This window comes from Ornithinimicrobium sp. F0845 (assembly GCF_023015765.1).
Classification (GTDB): Bacteria; Actinomycetota; Actinomycetes; order Actinomycetales; family Dermatophilaceae; genus Ornithinicoccus.
The window spans coordinates 195229-212411 of the sequence record NZ_JALKAL010000006.1 but is presented as its reverse complement, the minus strand read 5'-3'; the positions used below and the strand labels follow the sequence as shown (position 1 = coordinate 212411).

General features: G+C 69.7%; 16 protein-coding genes. 9 read left to right on the top strand and 7 right to left on the bottom strand.

What is annotated here, in order from left to right:
• Window positions 1–7: 7 nt before the first annotated feature.
• Both MWU75_RS11075 and MWU75_RS11070 read right to left on the bottom strand, forming a co-directional pair.
• Window positions 8–1879: a hydantoinase B/oxoprolinase family protein gene (locus MWU75_RS11075; protein WP_247090542.1), complete on the bottom strand. Its 1872-nt coding sequence runs from the start codon at window positions 1877–1879 to the stop codon at window positions 8–10.
• Window positions 1880–1882: 3 nt separating this feature from the next.
• Window positions 1883–3952, bottom strand: coding sequence for a hydantoinase/oxoprolinase family protein (locus tag MWU75_RS11070; protein WP_247090541.1), 2070 nt, complete (start codon window positions 3950–3952; stop codon window positions 1883–1885).
• Between the two features lie 224 nt (window positions 3953–4176).
• Here MWU75_RS11070 and MWU75_RS11065 point away from each other — a divergent pair, with 224 nt between their 5' ends.
• The 9 genes from MWU75_RS11065 to MWU75_RS11025 all read left to right on the top strand — a co-directional run bounded on the left by MWU75_RS11065 (window position 4177) and on the right by MWU75_RS11025 (window position 11114).
• Entirely contained in the window at window positions 4177–5406 is a 1230-nt protein-coding gene (locus MWU75_RS11065) for a CaiB/BaiF CoA-transferase family protein (protein WP_247090540.1), read from the top strand.
• 5 nt (window positions 5407–5411) lie between these two features.
• A complete protein-coding gene (locus tag MWU75_RS11060; protein ID WP_247090539.1) occupies window positions 5412–6113 on the top strand; it encodes a GntR family transcriptional regulator in 702 nt (233 codons plus the stop codon).
• 276 nt (window positions 6114–6389) lie between these two features.
• Window positions 6390–6551 carry a hypothetical protein gene (locus tag MWU75_RS20310; protein WP_348647758.1) on the top strand — a complete coding sequence of 54 codons (162 nt, stop codon included), beginning with the start codon at window positions 6390–6392 and terminating at the stop codon, window positions 6549–6551.
• 667 nt (window positions 6552–7218) lie between these two features.
• Window positions 7219–7593 carry a PH domain-containing protein gene (locus MWU75_RS11050; protein WP_247090537.1) on the top strand — a complete coding sequence of 125 codons (375 nt, stop codon included), beginning with the start codon at window positions 7219–7221 and terminating at the stop codon, window positions 7591–7593.
• A 228-nt stretch (window positions 7594–7821) separates the two neighbouring features.
• Complete coding sequence (locus tag MWU75_RS11045; RefSeq protein WP_247090536.1) at window positions 7822–8295, top strand: DUF6632 domain-containing protein; 474 nt, start codon at window positions 7822–7824, stop codon at window positions 8293–8295.
• 408 nt (window positions 8296–8703) lie between these two features.
• The gene (locus tag MWU75_RS11040; RefSeq protein WP_247090534.1) at window positions 8704–8985 is read left to right on the top strand and encodes a hypothetical protein; all 282 of its coding nucleotides are present in this window, start codon (window positions 8704–8706) and stop codon (window positions 8983–8985) included.
• Window positions 8975–9274 (top strand): hypothetical protein, encoded by a 300-nt coding sequence (locus MWU75_RS11035; RefSeq protein ID WP_247090532.1) that lies wholly within the window; start codon window positions 8975–8977, stop codon window positions 9272–9274. The genes MWU75_RS11040 and MWU75_RS11035 overlap by 11 nt, the downstream gene beginning before the upstream one ends.
• Before the next feature lie 126 nt (window positions 9275–9400).
• Window positions 9401–10072, top strand: coding sequence for a uracil-DNA glycosylase (gene ung, locus MWU75_RS11030; RefSeq protein WP_247090530.1), 672 nt, complete (start codon window positions 9401–9403; stop codon window positions 10070–10072).
• A gap of 172 nt (window positions 10073–10244) precedes the next feature.
• Window positions 10245–11114 (top strand): LLM class flavin-dependent oxidoreductase, encoded by an 870-nt coding sequence (locus tag MWU75_RS11025; protein ID WP_247090528.1) that lies wholly within the window; start codon window positions 10245–10247, stop codon window positions 11112–11114.
• A 134-nt stretch (window positions 11115–11248) separates the two neighbouring features.
• On the opposite strand, the gene pgeF is transcribed toward MWU75_RS11025, so the two are convergent.
• The 5 genes from pgeF to murG all read right to left on the bottom strand — a co-directional run bounded on the left by pgeF (window position 11249) and on the right by murG (window position 17171).
• A complete protein-coding gene (gene pgeF / locus MWU75_RS11020) occupies window positions 11249–12001 on the bottom strand; it encodes a peptidoglycan editing factor PgeF (protein WP_247090526.1) in 753 nt (250 codons plus the stop codon).
• 152 nt (window positions 12002–12153) lie between these two features.
• Window positions 12154–13485: a cell division protein FtsZ gene (ftsZ, locus tag MWU75_RS11015; protein ID WP_247090525.1), complete on the bottom strand. Its 1332-nt coding sequence runs from the start codon at window positions 13483–13485 to the stop codon at window positions 12154–12156.
• Window positions 13486–13627: 142 nt separating this feature from the next.
• A complete protein-coding gene (locus MWU75_RS11010; RefSeq protein ID WP_247090524.1) occupies window positions 13628–14491 on the bottom strand; it encodes an FtsQ-type POTRA domain-containing protein in 864 nt (287 codons plus the stop codon).
• On the bottom strand, window positions 14491–15993 hold the full coding sequence (murC, locus tag MWU75_RS11005; protein WP_247090523.1) for a UDP-N-acetylmuramate--L-alanine ligase: 1503 nt from the start codon (window positions 15991–15993) through the stop codon (window positions 14491–14493). The genes MWU75_RS11010 and murC overlap by 1 nt, the downstream gene beginning before the upstream one ends.
• The gene (gene murG, locus MWU75_RS11000; protein WP_247090522.1) at window positions 15990–17171 is read right to left on the bottom strand and encodes an undecaprenyldiphospho-muramoylpentapeptide beta-N-acetylglucosaminyltransferase; all 1182 of its coding nucleotides are present in this window, start codon (window positions 17169–17171) and stop codon (window positions 15990–15992) included. Before murG ends, murC begins: the two co-directional genes overlap by 4 nt.
• Between the last annotated feature and the right edge of the window lie 12 nt (window positions 17172–17183).

Sequence of the window (17183 nt, the reverse complement as noted above, 5' to 3'; positions counted from 1 at the left end):
CACCTCGTCATACTGCCTTGGGGGCGCTCGGGGCGGGCAGCCCGGTCTCCGCCTCGGCGTTGGCCAGGATGGTCTCCAGGTCGGGGCCCTTGTCGAAGAGCGGCCGGCCGCCGGACCGTCCGGCCCGCACCTCGGCGCGCAAGGCCTCTGTCGCGGCCTCGTCGACCGTGCCGGCCTCGTCGCAGACCACGCCATAGCGGCGGGCACCCTCGGCCGAGACCAGGCCACGCCTGACCTCGAGGGTCACCAGGTCGACCGCGCGCTCCAGCGGGTCGCCCCAGCCCCCGCCACCCCAGGTGACGAAGTGCAGGACGTCGTCGCGGGCGACGTCGACGTCGTGGACCTTGCTGGGCAGCACCTCCCTGGTGCCGTCGGCCCGGTCGATCCACTTGGTGCCGCGGGCGCCGGGCTCACCGCCCAGCACGCCCCAGGGATAGGTCAGCCAGCGGTCGTCGTGGATCGCGATGGTGCCCGGCTCCAGGAACCGGTAGGAGACGTCCACGCCGTTGCCGCCGCGGTGCAGGCCGGCGCCGCCGCTGTCCGCGACGGTCTCCCAGCTCTCGATGCGCAGGGGGTAGTAGGACTCGAGGTACTCACTGGGGATGTTCATGAACGACGGCCAGAGGGAGTGCCCGTCCGGGCCGTCACCGACCGGCCGACCGGGGATGCCGCCGAAGCCGATCGAGTAGAGCTGGAACCACTCCCCCTTGCGGTCGCCCTCGGAGTAGTTCCCGGAGTACATGAAGTGGGGTGAGGAGGAGAAGCCCGCGGCGTTCATCAGGTCGGGGTTGCACTGGCCGAGCAGCCCGCCGAACAGGTCGAAGAGGCGACCGATGCCGTGGTTGCGGCCGTTGAGGGCCGCGGGGTACTTCGGCTTCCAGAAGGACTCCTCCGGGATGTTGACGTCCACCAGCGGGTAGTAGCCGTCGTTCCACAGGATCTGGGGGTCGGCGACCGTGATCATGTAGATCCCGAAGAACATCCGGATGAGGTTCTCGTTGATGTAGTAGTTGATCGGGCCCTCGGCCTGGGGGCTGCTGCCGGCCAGGTCGATGAGCACCTTGTCGCCCGTGCGGGTGATCGTCATGGTGAGCTCGAAGGGCCCATTGCCACGGCCGTCGTCGTCGATGTAGTCGGTGAAGCTGACCGGCTTGCCCTCCTCGAAGACCGCCGCCAGCAGCGCCTTCATGGCCCGGTAGTTGCGGTCGAGCAGCGCGTCGAGGGCGGAGGTGTAGGTGTCCACCCCGAACCGCTCGCACATCTGCTGGACCCGGCGCCCTGCGGTGCGGCACGCGGCGACGATCCCGTTGAGGTCGGCGCGGTTCCAGTCGGGCTTGCGGACCTGGTTGAGGATGATCCGCAGCGCGTCCTCGTCCAGCACGCCCTGCTTGTAGAGCTTGAACGGCGGGATCACCACGCCTTCCTCGAAGATCGTCCGGGCGTCGGTCGGCATCGAGGCCGGTGTCTTGCCGCCCACGTCCGACATGTGCCCGAACTGCGAGGCCCACCCGACGATCCGTCCCTCGAAGTAGATCGGCATGACGACCAGCCAGTCGTTGGCGTGGCTGATCGCGGCGCCGCAGGAGTAGGGGTCGGAGGTCAGGAGGACGTCGCCCTCCTCGATGGTGCCCTCGAAATTCTCGAGGAAGTCGGGGATGGACAGCCCGAACTGGCCCACGACCATCTTCCCCTCGGGGTCACCGATGAGCGGGAACTCGTCGTGCTGCTCGCGGATGCCCGGCGAGAGGGCGGTGCGGAAGAGCACCTCGTCCATCTCGTAGCGCGCGCTGCGCAGGCCGTTCTCGATGAGGTCGAGGGTCACGACGTCGACGTCGACCCTGCCGAAGTCCTCGGTGTTTGTCTGGAGCAGTTCAGCCATGGGTCAGTCCTCGGAGCCGGAGTCGATGGGGCGGATGAGCAGGCTGCCGCTGGGGTGGACCGTCGCGGCGTGGCCGGGCAGGACGAGCGTGGTGGAGTCCATCTCGGCGACCACCGCGGGACCGGTCACCACGTTGCTGGCGAGCAGTTTGTGGCGGTCGTAGATGGTGGCCTCGATGTGCTCGCCCTCGAACCACAGCTGGTGGGTGCGGCGGGCGGCCGCGGACGGGTCCGCGCCGCCCTCGGCCAGCACGGTCGCCGCCATCTCGGGCCGGGGACCGCTGACCGTGGCGCGGGCGGTCACCAGCTCGTGTTCGTTGGTGAGCAGGAAGTTGAACAGCCGGCCGTGCTCGGTGTCGAAGGCCTTGCGCAGCGCGTCGAGCGCGCCACCGTCGAGGTCGTCGGCGTCGATCGTGACCGGGATCTCGAAGCCCTGGCCGTGATAGCGCAGGTCCACCGCGTAGGTGACGGTGAGCTCGTCCTCGGACAGCCCGGACTCCAGGAGCGACTGGCGGGCGGTGCTGGCCAGCCCGTGGAGCAGGTCGCGCAGCTCGGCGTCGGTGAGCTCGCTGAACCGGCGGATCAGCGTCTGCACCGACTCGTCGCGCAGGCTCGTCGTGGCGTCGCCGTAGGCCGCGAGGACACCCGGCGAGGGCGGGATGATCACCGGCCAGGCCCCGGTGAGGATCCCCAGCGCGTTGGCGTGGAGCGGGCCGGCGCCGCCGAAGGCCATCAGCGCGAAGTCACGCGGGTCGAAGCCCTGCTGGGTGGAGACCAGCTTGAGCGCGCCGAAGATGTTCTCGTTGACGATGTCGTGGATGCCCTCGGCCGCGGCGTGCACGGAGGGCAGACCCGTCGCGTCCGCGATCTTCTGCACCGCGGTGTGCGCCGCCTCGACGTCGAGGGAGATCTCGCCACCGGCGAGCGCCGGGGGCAGGTAGCCCAGCACCACGTCCGCGTCCGTCACCGTGGGCTCGGTGCCGCCCTGTCCGTATGACGCCGGGCCGGGGACCGCGCCCGCCGACTGGGGGCCGACGCGCAGGGCCTGCGTGAGCGGTGGGACGTGGGCGATGGAGCCGCCGCCGGCACCGACGGTGCGCACGTCCAGGGACGTGGCCCGGACGGTCAGGTCACCGACGGTGGTCTCGCGACCGACGCGGGGCGTGAGCCCCTCGATCAGGGAGACGTCGGTGGAGGTGCCGCCCATGTCGAAGGTCAGGATGTCGGAGTATCCCGCCTGCTCGGCGACCCAGGCCGCGCCCGTCACACCGCCGGCGGGGCCGGACAGCAGGAGCGAGACGGGACTGTCGGCGGCGATCGCGGCGGACACCAGACCGCCGTCGCTGCGCAGGATCGACAGGTCGGCGTCCAGACCCGAGCCGTGCAGCTGACGCTCCAGGTTGCCGACGTAGCGGGAGACCTGGCCCTGGACGTAGGCGTTGGCGACGGTGGTGAGGGTGCGTTCATACTCCCGCAGCTCCGGGAGCACCGCGGAGGACCGGGAGACCGGGATGTCGCCGAGCACCTCAGCGGCGATCTCGGCGATGCGCGCCTCGTGCGTCGCGTTGGCGTAGGCGTTGATCAGGCTGATGCTGAGCGCCTCCACCCCCTGGTCACGCAGCTTGGCCAGCTGGGCGCGCACGTCGTCCTCGTCCAGGGCGGTCACGATCGCGCCGTCCGCGCCGACGCGCTCGATGACCTCGACCGTGTCCTCCAGCGCGGCCAGCGGCTCGGGCTTGGGCCAGATGATCCAGCCGGCCAGGCCGCCGGGGACGAAGGACCGGGCGATCTGCATGATCTGCCGGAAGCCCTTGGTGGTCACCAGCCCGACCCGGGCGCCCTTCTTCTCCAGGATCGCGTTGGTCGCCACGGTCGTGCCGTGCAGCACCTCACGGACCTGGTCGGTGCCCACGCCGGCCGTGCGGCACACGGACTCGATGCCCCGGAGCACACCGACGGACTGGTCCTCCGGCGTGGACGAGGTCTTGGCGCGGAATGACTCCCCGGTGTCTTCGTTGATGAGCAGGATGTCGGTGAACGTGCCACCGACGTCCACGCCGAGCCGAAAGGTCATGGGTCCTCCTGAGGGGGCGCCGGGGCGCCATGGATACGTCGTCGTGTCACGGAGTTTCGGTGTCGCTCACACTTCCACGCCCGGCAGGCGTCGTCAAGAGTTCTGCATGCAATCCTTCAGGCGTCCACGTGGACGCGGGTTGAAAGCACGGGCGTTATCTGTCAGATTGCATGCAACGATCCTCAGTTCCCGTCCCTCACCGCCGGCCGACCAGGAGCGACAACGTGACCGCACCGCCCGACCCGCAGCCTCAGGAGAGCCAGCAGAGGGGCCCGCTGCACGGCATACGGGTAGTTGAGGTCGGCCAGCTGCTCGCGGGACCGTTCTGCGGTCAGCTGCTCGGAGATCTTGGGGCCGACGTGGTCAAGATCGAGGACCCGAGCCGCGGCGACCCGTTGCGGATGTGGGGGCGCCAGCGGCCCAGGGACCAGTCGCTGTGGTGGTCGATCGTCGGGCGCAACAAGAGGTCGGTCACCCTCAACCTGCGCGAGCCCGAGGGGCAGGAGCTCGCCCGGCAGCTCATCGCCGGCGCGGACGTCCTCGTCGAGAACTTCCGGCCCGGCACGATGGAGCGCTGGGGCCTGGGCTACGACATACTGCGCGAGCTCAACCCGGGTCTGATCATGGTGCGGGTCTCCGGGTTCGGCCAGGACGGGCCGTATGCCGCGCGGCCGGGTTATGGCGCGATCGGCGAGGCGATGGGTGGGTTGCGTTATGTCGTCGGTGACCCGAGCACTCCCCCGTCACGCATGGGCATCTCGATCGGCGACACGCTCGCCGCGATGTTCGCCACCATCGGGGCGCTCGCGGCGCTGCGCGAGCGCGAGCTCAGCGGTCGCGGGCAGATCGTGGACTCGGCGATCTACGAGGCAGTCCTCGGCGTGATGGAGTCGCTGATCCCGGAGTGGCAGCTCACCGGCTATCAGCGCGAGCGCACGGGGGCCGTGCTGCCCAACATCGCACCGAGCAATGTGTACCCGACCCGCGACGGCACCTGGATCCTCATCGCCGCCAACCAGGACACCGTCTTCGCGCGGCTGGCCGAGGCGATCGGGCGGCCGGAGCTGGCCACCGACGAGCGCTTCGCCACCCACGTGGCCCGCGGTGAGCGACAGGTCGAGCTGGACAACCTCATCGCGGAGTTCACCGCGACCAAGGGCGTCGAGGAGCTGGAGGCGCTGCTCATCGAGCACGCCGTGCCCAACGGCAAGATCTTCCGGCCGGTGGAGATGCTCGCCGACCCGCACTTCGCCGCGCGCGAGACGATCACCACGGTGCCGCACCCGGTGCTCGGTGAGGTGCAGATGCAGAACGTCTTCCCACGGCTGTCCCGCACGGCGGGCACCGTCCGCTGGCCCGGCCCGGAGCTGGGCGAGCACACGGCGGAGGTGCTCGCCGAGGTCGGCGTCTCGGCCGATGAGCTCGCCGGGCTCCGGGACCGTGGCCTAGCGTGAGGAGCATGGCGAGCGACCCGTCGGCAGATGCCACCGAGCCCAGCTCGGGCGACGCCTCCGACCGGGTCTATGCCGAGCTCCTCGCACGGATCTCCGAGGGCCAGTTCGCTGCCGGGGAGCGGCTCTATGAGCAGGCGCTGGCCCAGGACCTCGGCGTCAGCCGCACGCCGGTGCGCGACGCCCTCAAGCGGCTGGCCGCCGAGGGCCTGGTGGACACCACGCCCAACAAGGGCGCCCAGGTGGTGTCCTTCACCGCGGAGGACACGGTCGCGCTCTATGACCTCCGCGCCCAGTTCGAGCCCGTCGCGTGCCGCCTGGCCGTGCCGCGCCTCAGCGAGGACGACCTGGCCGAGCTCGAGGACCTGGACGCCCGGATGCAGGCGATCGTGGCCGGCGGTCAGGACCCGGCCGAGCTCACCCGGCTCAACAACCGGTTCCACGCGATCTTCGTCGAGCGGTGCGGCAACCGGCACCTGTCCATCGCCCTGCAGGCGCTCTTCCGCCCAGCCGTGGTGACCCGGACCTTCCGGCAGTACAGCCCTCGCTCGCTCGAGCGCTCGATGCAGGCCCACCAGCAGCTCGTCGAGGCGGCGCGGGCCGGCGACGGCGAGTGGGCCGAGTCGGTGATGCGCTCGCACATCCTGTCGACGCGCCACGCGACCGGTCATCAGGGTGATGCAGAGGATGTGGAAACCCTGACTGAGTGACCGTCCGGGCCTTCCGGATCTGCAGAGTCATCACCTGCGGGCACTGGAACCGTCGCGAGACGCACGGGTTACGGTCAGCGGGTGCCACATCTAGTTCGCGCGACGAACATCGCTGCCCCAACTCAGCGCTGTTTCGACCTCAGCCTGTCCGTCGATGCCCACACCGCGTCTATGTCGCGATCAGGCGAACGGATCGTCGGTGGCGTGCGTTCAGGTGCGATGTCACTGGGTGACACCGTCACCTGGCGAGCCCGACACTTCGGCATCCCGTTCAGGATGACTACTCAGATCACCGAGTTCGAGTCGCCGAGCCGTTTCGTCGACGAGCAGGTGTCCGGCCCGTTCGCACGCTGGTGGCACGAGCATGTCTTCGAGGAGCACGGTGACGGGACACTGATGAGCGACCGGGTGGAGTTCGCTCACCACTGGGGCCGCTAGGGCGCCTGATCGACGCGGTGGTCCTGACGCGATACATGACTCATCTGCTTGCGCAGCGCAATCGCTGGTTGGCGGACGCGCTCAACCCATGACGACCGCACGAGCCGAGTAGTGAGCACTGCCGCAGCCCCACCCCATGTAGCTCAGTTCATGAGGCCTCGTTGGCGCCTGTCTCGGCGCCTGCGGGCCCGGGCGCGGTCGCGTAGTGAGGAGGAAGTCGACCGCTCAGAGTCTGCCGCCGGCCCTCGCGCCTCCTGTCGAAGCCACCAAAGCAGGACAAGAACGATCCCGCCAACCAGGACCACGAACACCACGAGTGCAATCACTACCGGGTCCATGAGGTGGACAGTAGCGCGTGGGGCACCGCTCTGTTCCGCGGCCACGCGGCATGGACTACGGTCATGTCATGATCAAAATGTCGATCAGATGCGCTTGTTTACCGGCATCTTGACCAGTTTGTCCTAAGAAAGCAGATCCATTCTTCACGCCGGTGAGAGCCCGATCCCCATCGCCGATTTGTCTCGGAGGTCAGTTCGCCGCTGCGCCGCCGATTTCTCGCAACTGCCGTCGACCGCCTCTCGACTGGCGCGGCCCACGCTGAAGTTCGGCTCGATTCTCTCGGTAAACTGCGCCTGCCTCCTACCCATGCAACCGAGGGACCTCATCAATGATCGACTTCCAGAACGCCAGCTATCTGAAACTGGGCCGTATCGACTACGCGCAGGTCGCGTCTCAGATCGACCCGTTGCTGATCGAGGGCGAACAGGGCTACGTCGCGTTCAAGGGGATGCGTGACTACATCGTCTTCACGAGCAAACGGATCATCGCTGTGAATATTCAGGGAATCACCGGCAAGAAGAAGGACTACACGTCCTTGCCATTCAAGAGGGTTCAGGCCTTCTCGGTGGAGACCGCCGGAACCTTTGACCTTGACGCCGAACTCGAACTCTGGTTTTCCGGTCTTGGACGCGTCAGGTTCGAGTTCAAGGGAAACACCGACGTCGCGTACCTCAACAAGCTCATCGCCCACTACGTGCTGTAGCACCCCACGCACTGCTGCCCGAGGGATGGCAGCCTGCACTGCTCAGCGCCCGCGAGACCGACGTCATCTTCGACGCGCCAGGCGATCCACGACCTGACGCTGACACAGTCCATCGACGACGACGTCGAGGTCGAGGTCGAGGTCGAGGTCGCCCGAGCGTCCGCACATCCCTCAGCGCGGCCACTTAATCGCTCCGACAGAAGGCCCCGCCGGGAGTAGCGTCGCTCCATGGACCGCTCAACTCCTCCGAGCGGCACGACAGAGACCGCCACCACTCACCCACGGCCGCTGTTCTACCGCCTGCTTCAACTGGCCCTCGTCGCCTTCGGTGCGGTCAGCCTGCTGCTCTACCCACTCGCCGCCGTGTGGCCCTCAGGCTGGGCCTGGCACGACGGCGCACCGCACGACTCGCACTACTTCATGATGATCGTCGCCATCTACGCCGTGCTCGGCGTCTGCCTCATCACCGCAGCGCGCGACCCGGCCGCCCACCTCAGCCTGATCTGGTTCACGATCTGGTCCAGCATCGCGCACGCCGCCGTCATGACCATCCAGTCGCTCGGCCATCCAGACCACACAGGCCACCTGTGGGGCGACGTCATGGCACTGCTCCTGGGCGCCATCGCCCTCGCCGCGCTCGTCCGGTCGGCCGGACTGCACCAGCGACCGCAGCAGCTCACCTCCGCCGTCCAGCCAGGCTGAGGACCAGGCAGTATGCCGTTGGGGCCGGCTTGTGCCGGACGCGCGTCGAGGCACATCCGCCACACGCGCGGGAGTGTCAGTCGCGCAACGAGGCCACCCATGTGCCGATTGGACGAGACCGCATGCTCCTTCGACAGGCCAGGACGATGTCGGCGCAGGACTCGGCCGGCAACACGGTGAAGCAGGAGGTGCTGCGGGCCACGGCCCCGCGTGGAGCGGCCCCTCGAACCACGACCGCTCGAGCTGCGAGGTTGCCGATGTCCACGTCCAGGTGGTGGAAGGTGTTCCGCACGGCAGCCAGGTCATCGGTCTACCAAGAGTGCTGTTTCGCGAATCTCTTGACGTCAAATTAGTTTTACATATGCGCCGCGCTGGCTAGTCGTAGTGCGGATGTAATACACTGCGGGCATGGGCCGCTCGGCGGACTGGACGTTTCGCGGCGACTACATCGCCAAGCACGCCATGACCCCGCTGATCGCGAACGAAGCACTGGAGGACCCAGACCGGCTGGTCCTGGATCCGGGCCCGTCATCACTCAGCGGTCGGACCCTCCGCGTGGTCGGCTGGTCACCGACTGCCGGGCGGATCATCACCGTCATCGTGCTACCAGCCGATGAGACCGTGAACGCCTGGCCCTCGAGCACCACAGACCAGCGCAGATACGAACAGGAGGCCCCCGATGGGGATTGAGGAACTGATCACGACCGAAGCCAGCGCCTCTGAGTCGAACAAGGACGCAGAGCTGAAGTCCGGCACCACGGTCTCCCGCGGCCACGCCCGGAGCAAGACCCTCCAGGTGCGGTTGAACGACGAGGAATTCGAGGCACTGGCCGCGCTGGCAGCCACTCGCGGCCTGCCAGTCTCGACTCTGGCCAGAGACGTACTCCTCGCACGGCTCGCCGCACGTGACACCTCAGCACAAGCCATGATCGCCCGGCTACGCGCGGACTTGGAAGCACTGGCGTCCACCGTCGCCTGAAGCAAGGAACGCCCTGGAGGAGGCCCTCCGTTGCTGCGGGCGCTCGTTCGATCCGCCGGCACCGAGGCAACGTTGTCCTCCTCGTACATCCAGTTGTGTTGGCCCCTCGCGCCGATGCGCTAGAAGATGGAGCACGAAGCAACGGACTGGTCCGTCATACGGGAGCGCGAGATGGCCAAGCCGTACTGGCGGACGCTCCAGGACTTCGTCAACGCCCAGCGAGCCGAGGCGGAGGTGTCCCCACCGACAGAGGACGTCTTCGCGGCTCTTGACCTGACCCCGCTAGGTGAGGTCAAGGTCGTTATCCTCGGCCGAGACCCCTACCACGGACCTTGCCAGGCGCACGGCCTGAGCTTCTCAGTTCGGAAGGGAATCCCGCCGCCATCCTCGCTGCGGAACATCCTTGGCGAACTGGAGTCCGACCTCGGAATCGGGCAACCCACCCACGGCGACCTAACTCACTGGGCAGAGCAAGGCGTCCTGCTGCTCAACACGATCCTGACTGTCGATGCCGGGCATCCCAAGTCTCACGCCCGTCGCGGGTGGGAGACCTTCACCGACGAGGTCATCCGTGCCGTCAGCGATCGGACTGACCCGGCGGTCTTCATGCTGTGGGGCAACCGGGCCCGTCGCAAACGTCCCCTGATCGCGGAGCACCACCACGTGATCGAGTCGTCCCACCCCTCCGGTCTGTCTGCCCGAAGGACGTCTCGGCCGTTCATCTCGAGTAGCCCGTTCTCCAGGGCCAATGCATTCCTTGGATCGACACGCGAGATCGACTGGGCCATCCCTGAGTAGCGGCCGACGCACGATCAGGTCTAGCCGGGTCTAGCCGTGTGTGCTGCGTGAGCACCTGACCGGCGCCTGTGACTGAAAATCTCACGGCCACCTGCCAGACTCGCAAGATGTCACGCCTGCAAGACCGGAGCCGCATCGACCCATATCTGGACCCCACCATGCGGAGGCCACCATGACCCGCGTTGGTGCGGTCTTCAGCCCCTACGACAATGCGCCGGAAGCCCTCCGGGATGCGGTGGCGGTCTGCGAGGCAGAGGGCGTCCCGGAGCTGTGGCTCTGGGAGGACTGTTTCCGCGAGTCGGCCTACGCATCGGTGGCCGCGGCCCTGGCGTGGAGCACTGAGTTGCGGGTCGGCCTCGGCATCTCCCCCTTCCCCCTGCGCAACGTCACGGTGACCGCCATGGAGATCGCCACGATCGAGTGGATGTTCCCGGGCCGCTTCTATCCCGGTCTCGGACACGGCGTGCTGCCGTGGATGGAGCAGGCCGGTGTCCGGGCCGCCTCTCCCCTGACGCTCATGCGTGAGTACCTCCCGGCGCTGCGCTCGCTCCTGGCCGGCGAGGAGGTGACGACCTCGGGGCGCTACGTGACGCTGGACCGGGTGCGCCTGGACTGGCCACCGGAGACCCCGCCTCCGATCTACTCCGCGGGCGAAGGCCCCAAGACCTTGGCGCTCACCGGCGAGATCGCCGACGGGACGATCCTGGTCGGCGGGCTGACCCCGGCGGAGATCAGCGAGCGGATCGAGCTGGTTCGACAGGGCCAGGCGGCTGCGAACCACGCGGAGGCGACCACCATCGTCGCGTACGTCACGGCCGCCTTCGGCGACGGCGCGGAGGACCGGGTGCGCGCCGAGCTCGCACAGAGCGGCATTGACGTGGACGACCGCGGTTTCTGGGGTGACCCCGAGGACGTCGCCCTCGCTCTACGCCGGTTCGCGGACGCGGGGGCCGACGCACTCATCCTCCAGCCGCCAACGGGGGAGCCCGATCTGCACGGATTCCTCCGGGCTGTCGCGGAGGTTGCCCGATTACTGGCGTGACCAGGAGCGTCAGTATGTCGTGGGGCTGCGTCCCCAGCCGGTCGCGTCAACCGTCGGACCAGGACTGCGCGAACCCGAGGCGCGCTGCGACGTCGAGAAGCACCAGGCTCCCGGTGGACACACCTGGCGGTGACTCAAGCCGCTCCTTCTGGTGGCAGGAGCCGGATCAGCCCGGCGAAGCGTCCCGTCACGCCGTCCCTGCGATGGGAGAACAACGAGTCATCCTCGCGGGTGCACCCGGGCAGCCAGGTCACCGCGACGCCGGCACCCTGCAACTGGTCGACGACCCCGGCCGCGACGTCGATCGCCGGGGTGCCGGTGCTCGAGACCGAGTATGCCGCAGGGCTGGCCGCCGCTGCCGCCTCCCGCAGGTCGCTGGGCACCTCATAGCAGCGGGGGCAGACCGACGGCCCGACGACGGCCTCGAGGTCGCGGGCTCCTCTGTCCCCCATGGCGCTCAGGGCGGCCTCGACCACCCCGGTGGTGAAGCCCACCCTGCCGGCGTGGACCACAGCCGCGAGCCCCTCGGTGCGATCGAGCAGCAGGACCGGAGTGCAGTCGGCGACCAGGACCACGAGGGCCACATCCGGGTCATCGGTGATCATGACGTCCGCTGCCTGCGACGGCTGGGGCATCCCACTGCCGACGACGGCGACATCACACCCGTGGACCTGCCGCATGAACTGCAGGTCGTCAGACTCCAGGTCCAGCGCACGGGCCACTCTGGACCGGTTTCGCGACACCGCGACGGGGTCGTCGTGGACGTGCCCGCCCAGGTTCAGCGAGGCGTACGACCCCGCACTGACACCCCCGCTGCGGTCCGTGATCGCCCAGTCGACCCCGAACCGAGGGCCGACCCCGGGCTCCCTCTCGCGCCATCTGAACACGGGTCACAATCTAGCCGGAGCACTCCAGGATGCGGGCGGCAGAACACACGTGGGCGGCATGGACTGCCTCGCCGGCAGATGAGCAGGACCTGACTCGAGGACAGACGAGCGGGACGTTCCCCTGCACTGGGGCGTGGGTTGCGCCCTCTCGCCTACTTCAGGAAGTCAGGCACGTCCAGGTCGTCGGACTCGTCGAAGGTCACCGGGCGCGGCTGGCGGGGCGGCTGCGCGGGCTGACCTTGCGGACGCTGACCCTGAGGCTGCTGCCCGGGCTGGCCCTGCTGGGGCTGGGCGGCGGGACGCTGCTGGCCGCCCTGCTGCGGCTGGCCCTGTGCGGGGGCACCCTGCCCGGGCTGGCCCTGTGCGGGGGCACCCTGCCCGGGCTGGCCCTGCGGCTGCCCCTGGGTCTTGGCCGGCGCCTGCTGCGCCGGGCGCTGCTGGCCGCCCTGCTGCGGCTGGCCCTGCTGCTGCGGGGGACGGTTGGCACCGCCGGCCTGCACCTGGCCCAGCGCGCGCTCGTCGGTGCGCTGCATCGGGGCTCCCCCGTCGAAGCCGGCGGCGATGACGGTCACGCGGACCTCGTCGCCCAGGGAGTCGTCGATGACGGCCCCGAAGATGATGTTGGCCTCGGGGTGCGCCGCCTCCTGGACCAGGCGGGCCGCCTCGTTGATCTCGAACAGACCGAGGTCGGAGCCACCCTGGATCGACAGCAGCACGCCGTGGGCGCCCTCGATGGAGGCCTCGAGCAGGGGGCTGGAGATCGCGAGCTCGGCGGCCTGGACGGCGCGGTCCTCGCCCCGGGCCGAGCCGATGCCCATGAGCGCCGAGCCGGCACCCTGCATGACCGACTTGACGTCGGCAAAGTCGAGGTTGATCAGACCCGGGGTGGTGATCAGGTCGGTGATGCCCTGGACACCGGAGAGCAGGACCTGGTCGGCGCTGCGGAACGCATCGAGCATCGAGACCTGACGGTCCGAGATGGACAGCAGCCGGTCGTTGGGGATGACGATCAGGGTGTCGACCTCCTCGCGGAGGGCGCCGATGCCGGTCTCGGCCTGGTTGGCGCGACGGCGACCCTCGAAGGTGAAGGGCCGGGTGACCACACCGATGGTCAGCGCTCCGAGCGACTTGGCAATCTTGGCCACGACCGGGGCTCCACCGGTGCCCGTGCCGCCACCCTCACCTGCGGTCACGAAGACCATGTCGGCACCGCGCAGCGCCTCCTCGATCTCCTCCGCGTGGTCGTCAGCGGCCCTGCGGCCGACCTCGGGATCAGCGCCGGCGCCGAGTCCACGGGTGAGCTCGCGGCCCACGTCGAGCTTGACGTCGGCGTCGCTCATCAGGAGCGCCTGGGCGTCGGTGTTGATGGCGATGAACTCGACACCCTTGAGGCCGACCTCGATCATCCGGTTGATGGCGTTGACGCCACCGCCCCCGATGCCCACGACCTTGATGACGGCCAGGTAGTTCTGCGCAGAGGACACAGGTGGACCCTTCCTAAATTGTCCTGCAATAGCGTGCTTCCGGGCGAGCATACGTCCTCATCCCGCGTGCGCACATCACGCTACACCTCAACTAGAGGTCAAACCGGAGGCAGGCCCAGGTGAGGGCGGGGATCGAGGCGTTTCAGGCGGTGGGCTCGGCCGTCTCCAGGCCGGTGACGACAGCGGTGGTGGGCGTGCTCAGGTCGATGGTGATCGGCTCCGCACCCTCCTCCGGCTCGGCGGTGGGGTCGATGCCGTCCTGCGCCAGCAGCGCCTCCAGAGTGCGCGCCTTGAGCTCCGGGCTGCTCCCGTCCCCCCACGTCACCGCGATCGTCCCGACCTGGAACTGGATCTCCCCCGCGCCCGTCAAGCGCAGCCCGTCCGTGCGCCGGGCGATGGCCGGCGGGAGTGCGGCCGGGACGGTCTGCACGGCTTGGAGGTCCACCGGGTCCAGGTCACCGCTCGGGGCTCGCACGGCGATGACGTCAGAGGGCGCCTTGTCGACGGTGTCATAGACGACGCCCTCGCTGTCGGCCAGCAGGACCCCCCGGGTGCCGGACTGGTCGATGGCCAGCGCGGGCTGGCGCAACGTCAGGTCGAGGGTGATGGTTGAGGGCCAGGACCGGCCGACGTCCACCGTGGCCACCCGCAGGTCCTCCAGCACCAGCTCCTCGAGCCGGTCGGTGTCGACCCGGGCGAGCGGTCGGCCCAGGGTCGAGGCCCCGATCTCGCGTGCTCCGTCGGCGATCTCGCCCTCGGAACCGGCCACGGTGACCTGCTCGACCACGAATGCGGTGGAGAAGCCGAAGAGATAGATCACACCGCCGATCAGCGCCAGCACCAGGGCCAGGATCCCGGCGACCCACCACGGACGGCGGCGCACCGCCGCCGCCCGCTGCCGGAGCTTGGGGTGCGGCTTGGGCTGACCCTTGCGCCTGCCCCACCGATAGACCCTGGACCTCTCGTCGAGGTCCCAGGTGTCGGACTTGTCCTTGCGACGGAACATCAGCGCTCCCCCTCCGCGATCGCCGTCACGATGGGCGCCCCCAGCTCGGTCACGTCACCGGCGCCGACGACCAGCACCAGGTCGCCGTCACGGACCCACCCGGCGACCGTCGGGACCACCGCGTCGCGGTCGGCGACGAAGTGCACCTCGGGCCCGTCGACCAGCTCGGCGATGGTCGCCCCGGTGACGCCGTCCAGGGGGTCCTCGCGCGCGGCGTAGACGTCCATCAGCACGACGAGGTCGGCGGAGGACAGGCCGGCCGCGAACTCGCGGGCGAAGTCGCGGGTCCGGGTGAACAGGTGCGGCTGGAAGACCACGGCCAGCCGCCCGCCGGAGGCGTCGACCAGCCCGCGGCCCGCGCGCACCACGGCGGCCACCTTGTCCGGGTTGTGGGCGTAGTCGTCGACGACCCGCACGCCACATGCCTCCCCCACCCGCTCGAACCGGCGGTGGGTGCCGGGATAGGCGGCGAGGCCAGCCAGCACGGCGTCCAGGTCCTGCCCCAGCCCGGCGGTCGCGGCCACCAGCGCTGCGGCCGAGTTGGCCAGGTTGTGCTCACCGGGCATCGGCACGGTCAGAGTTCGGGTGGTCCCGGCGGGGATGACCGCCGCGCCACCGGACTCCGCTCCGCGGACCGGGGCCAGGTCACGCTGCCAGGTCACCTGCGCCGTCGCCGTCATCGCGTCCGGTCGCAGGTCGGTCAGCCGCACGTCGGCACCCTCACCGGTGCCGAACGTGACGACCGCGCCGCCCGCCTCCCGGTGTGCGGTCGCCAGGGCAACCGCGCCGGGGTCGTCCGCGGCCGCCACGAGCAGGCCACCCTCACGGATCGTGCCGGCGAACCGGGCGAAGGTCGCCTCGATGGTGACAAAGTCGCCATAGAAGTCGAGGTGGTCGGGCTTGATGTTGGTGACGACGGCGACGTCGGGGCGATAGGTCAGGAACGACCCGTCGCTCTCGTCGGCCTCGACCACGAACGGGCCGGTGCCCGGGGCCGCGTTGGTCCCGGTCCCGTCGCCGGTGGTGAGCGGGGACCCCAGGACGTATGCCGGGTGGGCACCTGAGTGCTCCAGCGCGACGGTCAGCATGCCGCTGGTCGTCGTCTTACCGTTGGCGCCCGCGACCGCGACCGCCGACCGGCCGTGGAGCAGCGCGGCGATGCCCTGTGCCCGGTGCAGCACCCGCAGGCCGCGCTCGCGCGCCGCGGCCAGCTCGGGGTTGGTCTCCCGGATCGCCGAGGAGACCACCACCGTCTCGACGTCGTCGCCGAGGTTCTCCGCACGCTGGCCCACGACGACCCTGGCCCCCTCGGCCTCCAGCTCCCGCAGGGTGGCGCTGTCGCGGGCGTCCGAGCCCGAGACCCGGACACCGGCGGCCAGGAACATCCGCGCGACCCCGGACATGCCCGAGCCCCCGATCGCGATGAAGTGGACCGGTCCGAGGTCGGCCACCGGGGGCACCGGGGCGGTGAAGTCGAACCGGTCGTTGACCCCGGCCGTCATGCGGGATCTCTCCCGGCGGCAGAGAGCACCAGGCGCGCCAGCACCTCGGCGGCGTCCCGGGTGCCCATGACGGCCGCCTCGGCCGACATCTGGTCCAGCCGCTCCCGGTCGGCCACCAGCGGCACCACGGTCTCGCGCACCCACTCCGCCGTGACGTCGGCGTCGGCCACCAGCAGCCCGCCCCCGGCCGCGACCACGTCCGCGGCGTTGAGCCGCTGCTCCCCGTTGCCGATGGGAAGCGGCACGTAGATCGCCGGCAGGCCCACCGCGGTCAGCTCGGAGACGGTGCCGGCGCCGGCACGGCATACTGCCAGGTCGGCGACGCTGTAGGCGAGGTCCATGCGGTCGCTGTACTCACGCGTGACGTAGGGGCAGTCGTCGTCCTCGGGCACGTCCACGGCCTTGCCCGCCCCGGTGAGGTGCAGGACCTGCACCCCGGCGGTGCGCAGCTCGGCCGCCGCGGCCGGGAAGGCGTCGTTGAGCCGCTGCGCGCCGAGCGAGCCACCGAAGACCAGCAGGGTCGTGCGGTCCGCGCGCAGCCCGAAGTGGGACAACCCCTCGTCCCGGAGCGCGGCGCGGTCCAGCTCGGTGATCTCCGTGCGCATCGGCAGCCCGACGACGCGGGCACCGCGCAGCGGGGTGGTGTCGAAGGTCGTCGCCACGTGCTCGGTGAACCGGGCACCGAGCCGGTTGGCCAGCCCGGGACGGGCGTTCTGCTCGTGGATGACGATCGGGGTATCGGTGCGGCGGGCCGCCAGGTAGGCGGGCGTCGCGACATAGCCGCCGAAACCCACGACGACGTCCGCGTCGGCGCCGCGGATGACCTCGGCGGCCCGGGAGATGGCTCGTCGCATCGAGGCGGGGAACTTCAGGGCGGCCGCGTTGGGGCGCCGCGGGAATGGCGCCTTGGGCAGGAACTCCAGGTCGTAGCCCCGCTCGGGCACGAGCCGGGCCTCCAGCCCGTCCTCGGTGCCCAGGACCACGATGTTGCAGTCCGGCACCAGCTCGCGCAGCGCGTCGGCCGTGGCCAGCAGCGGGTTGACGTGACCGGCCGAGCCGCCGCCGGCGAGCACGACGGACAGAGCGTCCTTCACAGCATCGCCCGCAGCGTTGTCCACAAGGTTGTCCACAAGGTTGTCCATGGGGTCGTCTGCGGGGTTGTCCAGGGGGTCGTTCACGGGAGGCAGCTC

Bases quoted from the DNA above. Each gene is read 5' to 3' on its own strand.
- MWU75_RS11075 (WP_247090542.1), bottom strand. From the start codon at position 1,879: ATGGCTGAACTGCTCCAGACAAACACCGAGGACTTCGGCAGGGTCGAC.
- MWU75_RS11070 (WP_247090541.1), bottom strand. From the start codon at position 3,952: ATGACCTTTCGGCTCGGCGTGGACGTCGGTGGCACGTTCACCGACATC.
- MWU75_RS11060 (WP_247090539.1), top strand. From the start codon at position 5,412: ATGGCGAGCGACCCGTCGGCAGATGCCACCGAGCCCAGCTCGGGCGAC.
- MWU75_RS20310 (WP_348647758.1), top strand. From the start codon at position 6,390: ATGACTACTCAGATCACCGAGTTCGAGTCGCCGAGCCGTTTCGTCGAC.
- MWU75_RS11050 (WP_247090537.1), top strand. From the start codon at position 7,219: ATGATCGACTTCCAGAACGCCAGCTATCTGAAACTGGGCCGTATCGAC.
- MWU75_RS11045 (WP_247090536.1), top strand. From the start codon at position 7,822: ATGGACCGCTCAACTCCTCCGAGCGGCACGACAGAGACCGCCACCACT.
- MWU75_RS11040 (WP_247090534.1), top strand. From the start codon at position 8,704: ATGGGCCGCTCGGCGGACTGGACGTTTCGCGGCGACTACATCGCCAAG.
- MWU75_RS11035 (WP_247090532.1), top strand. From the start codon at position 8,975: ATGGGGATTGAGGAACTGATCACGACCGAAGCCAGCGCCTCTGAGTCG.
- ung (WP_247090530.1), top strand. From the start codon at position 9,401: ATGGAGCACGAAGCAACGGACTGGTCCGTCATACGGGAGCGCGAGATG.
- MWU75_RS11025 (WP_247090528.1), top strand. From the start codon at position 10,245: ATGACCCGCGTTGGTGCGGTCTTCAGCCCCTACGACAATGCGCCGGAA.
- MWU75_RS11010 (WP_247090524.1), bottom strand. From the start codon at position 14,491: ATGTTCCGTCGCAAGGACAAGTCCGACACCTGGGACCTCGACGAGAGG.
- murC (WP_247090523.1), bottom strand. From the start codon at position 15,993: ATGACGGCCGGGGTCAACGACCGGTTCGACTTCACCGCCCCGGTGCCC.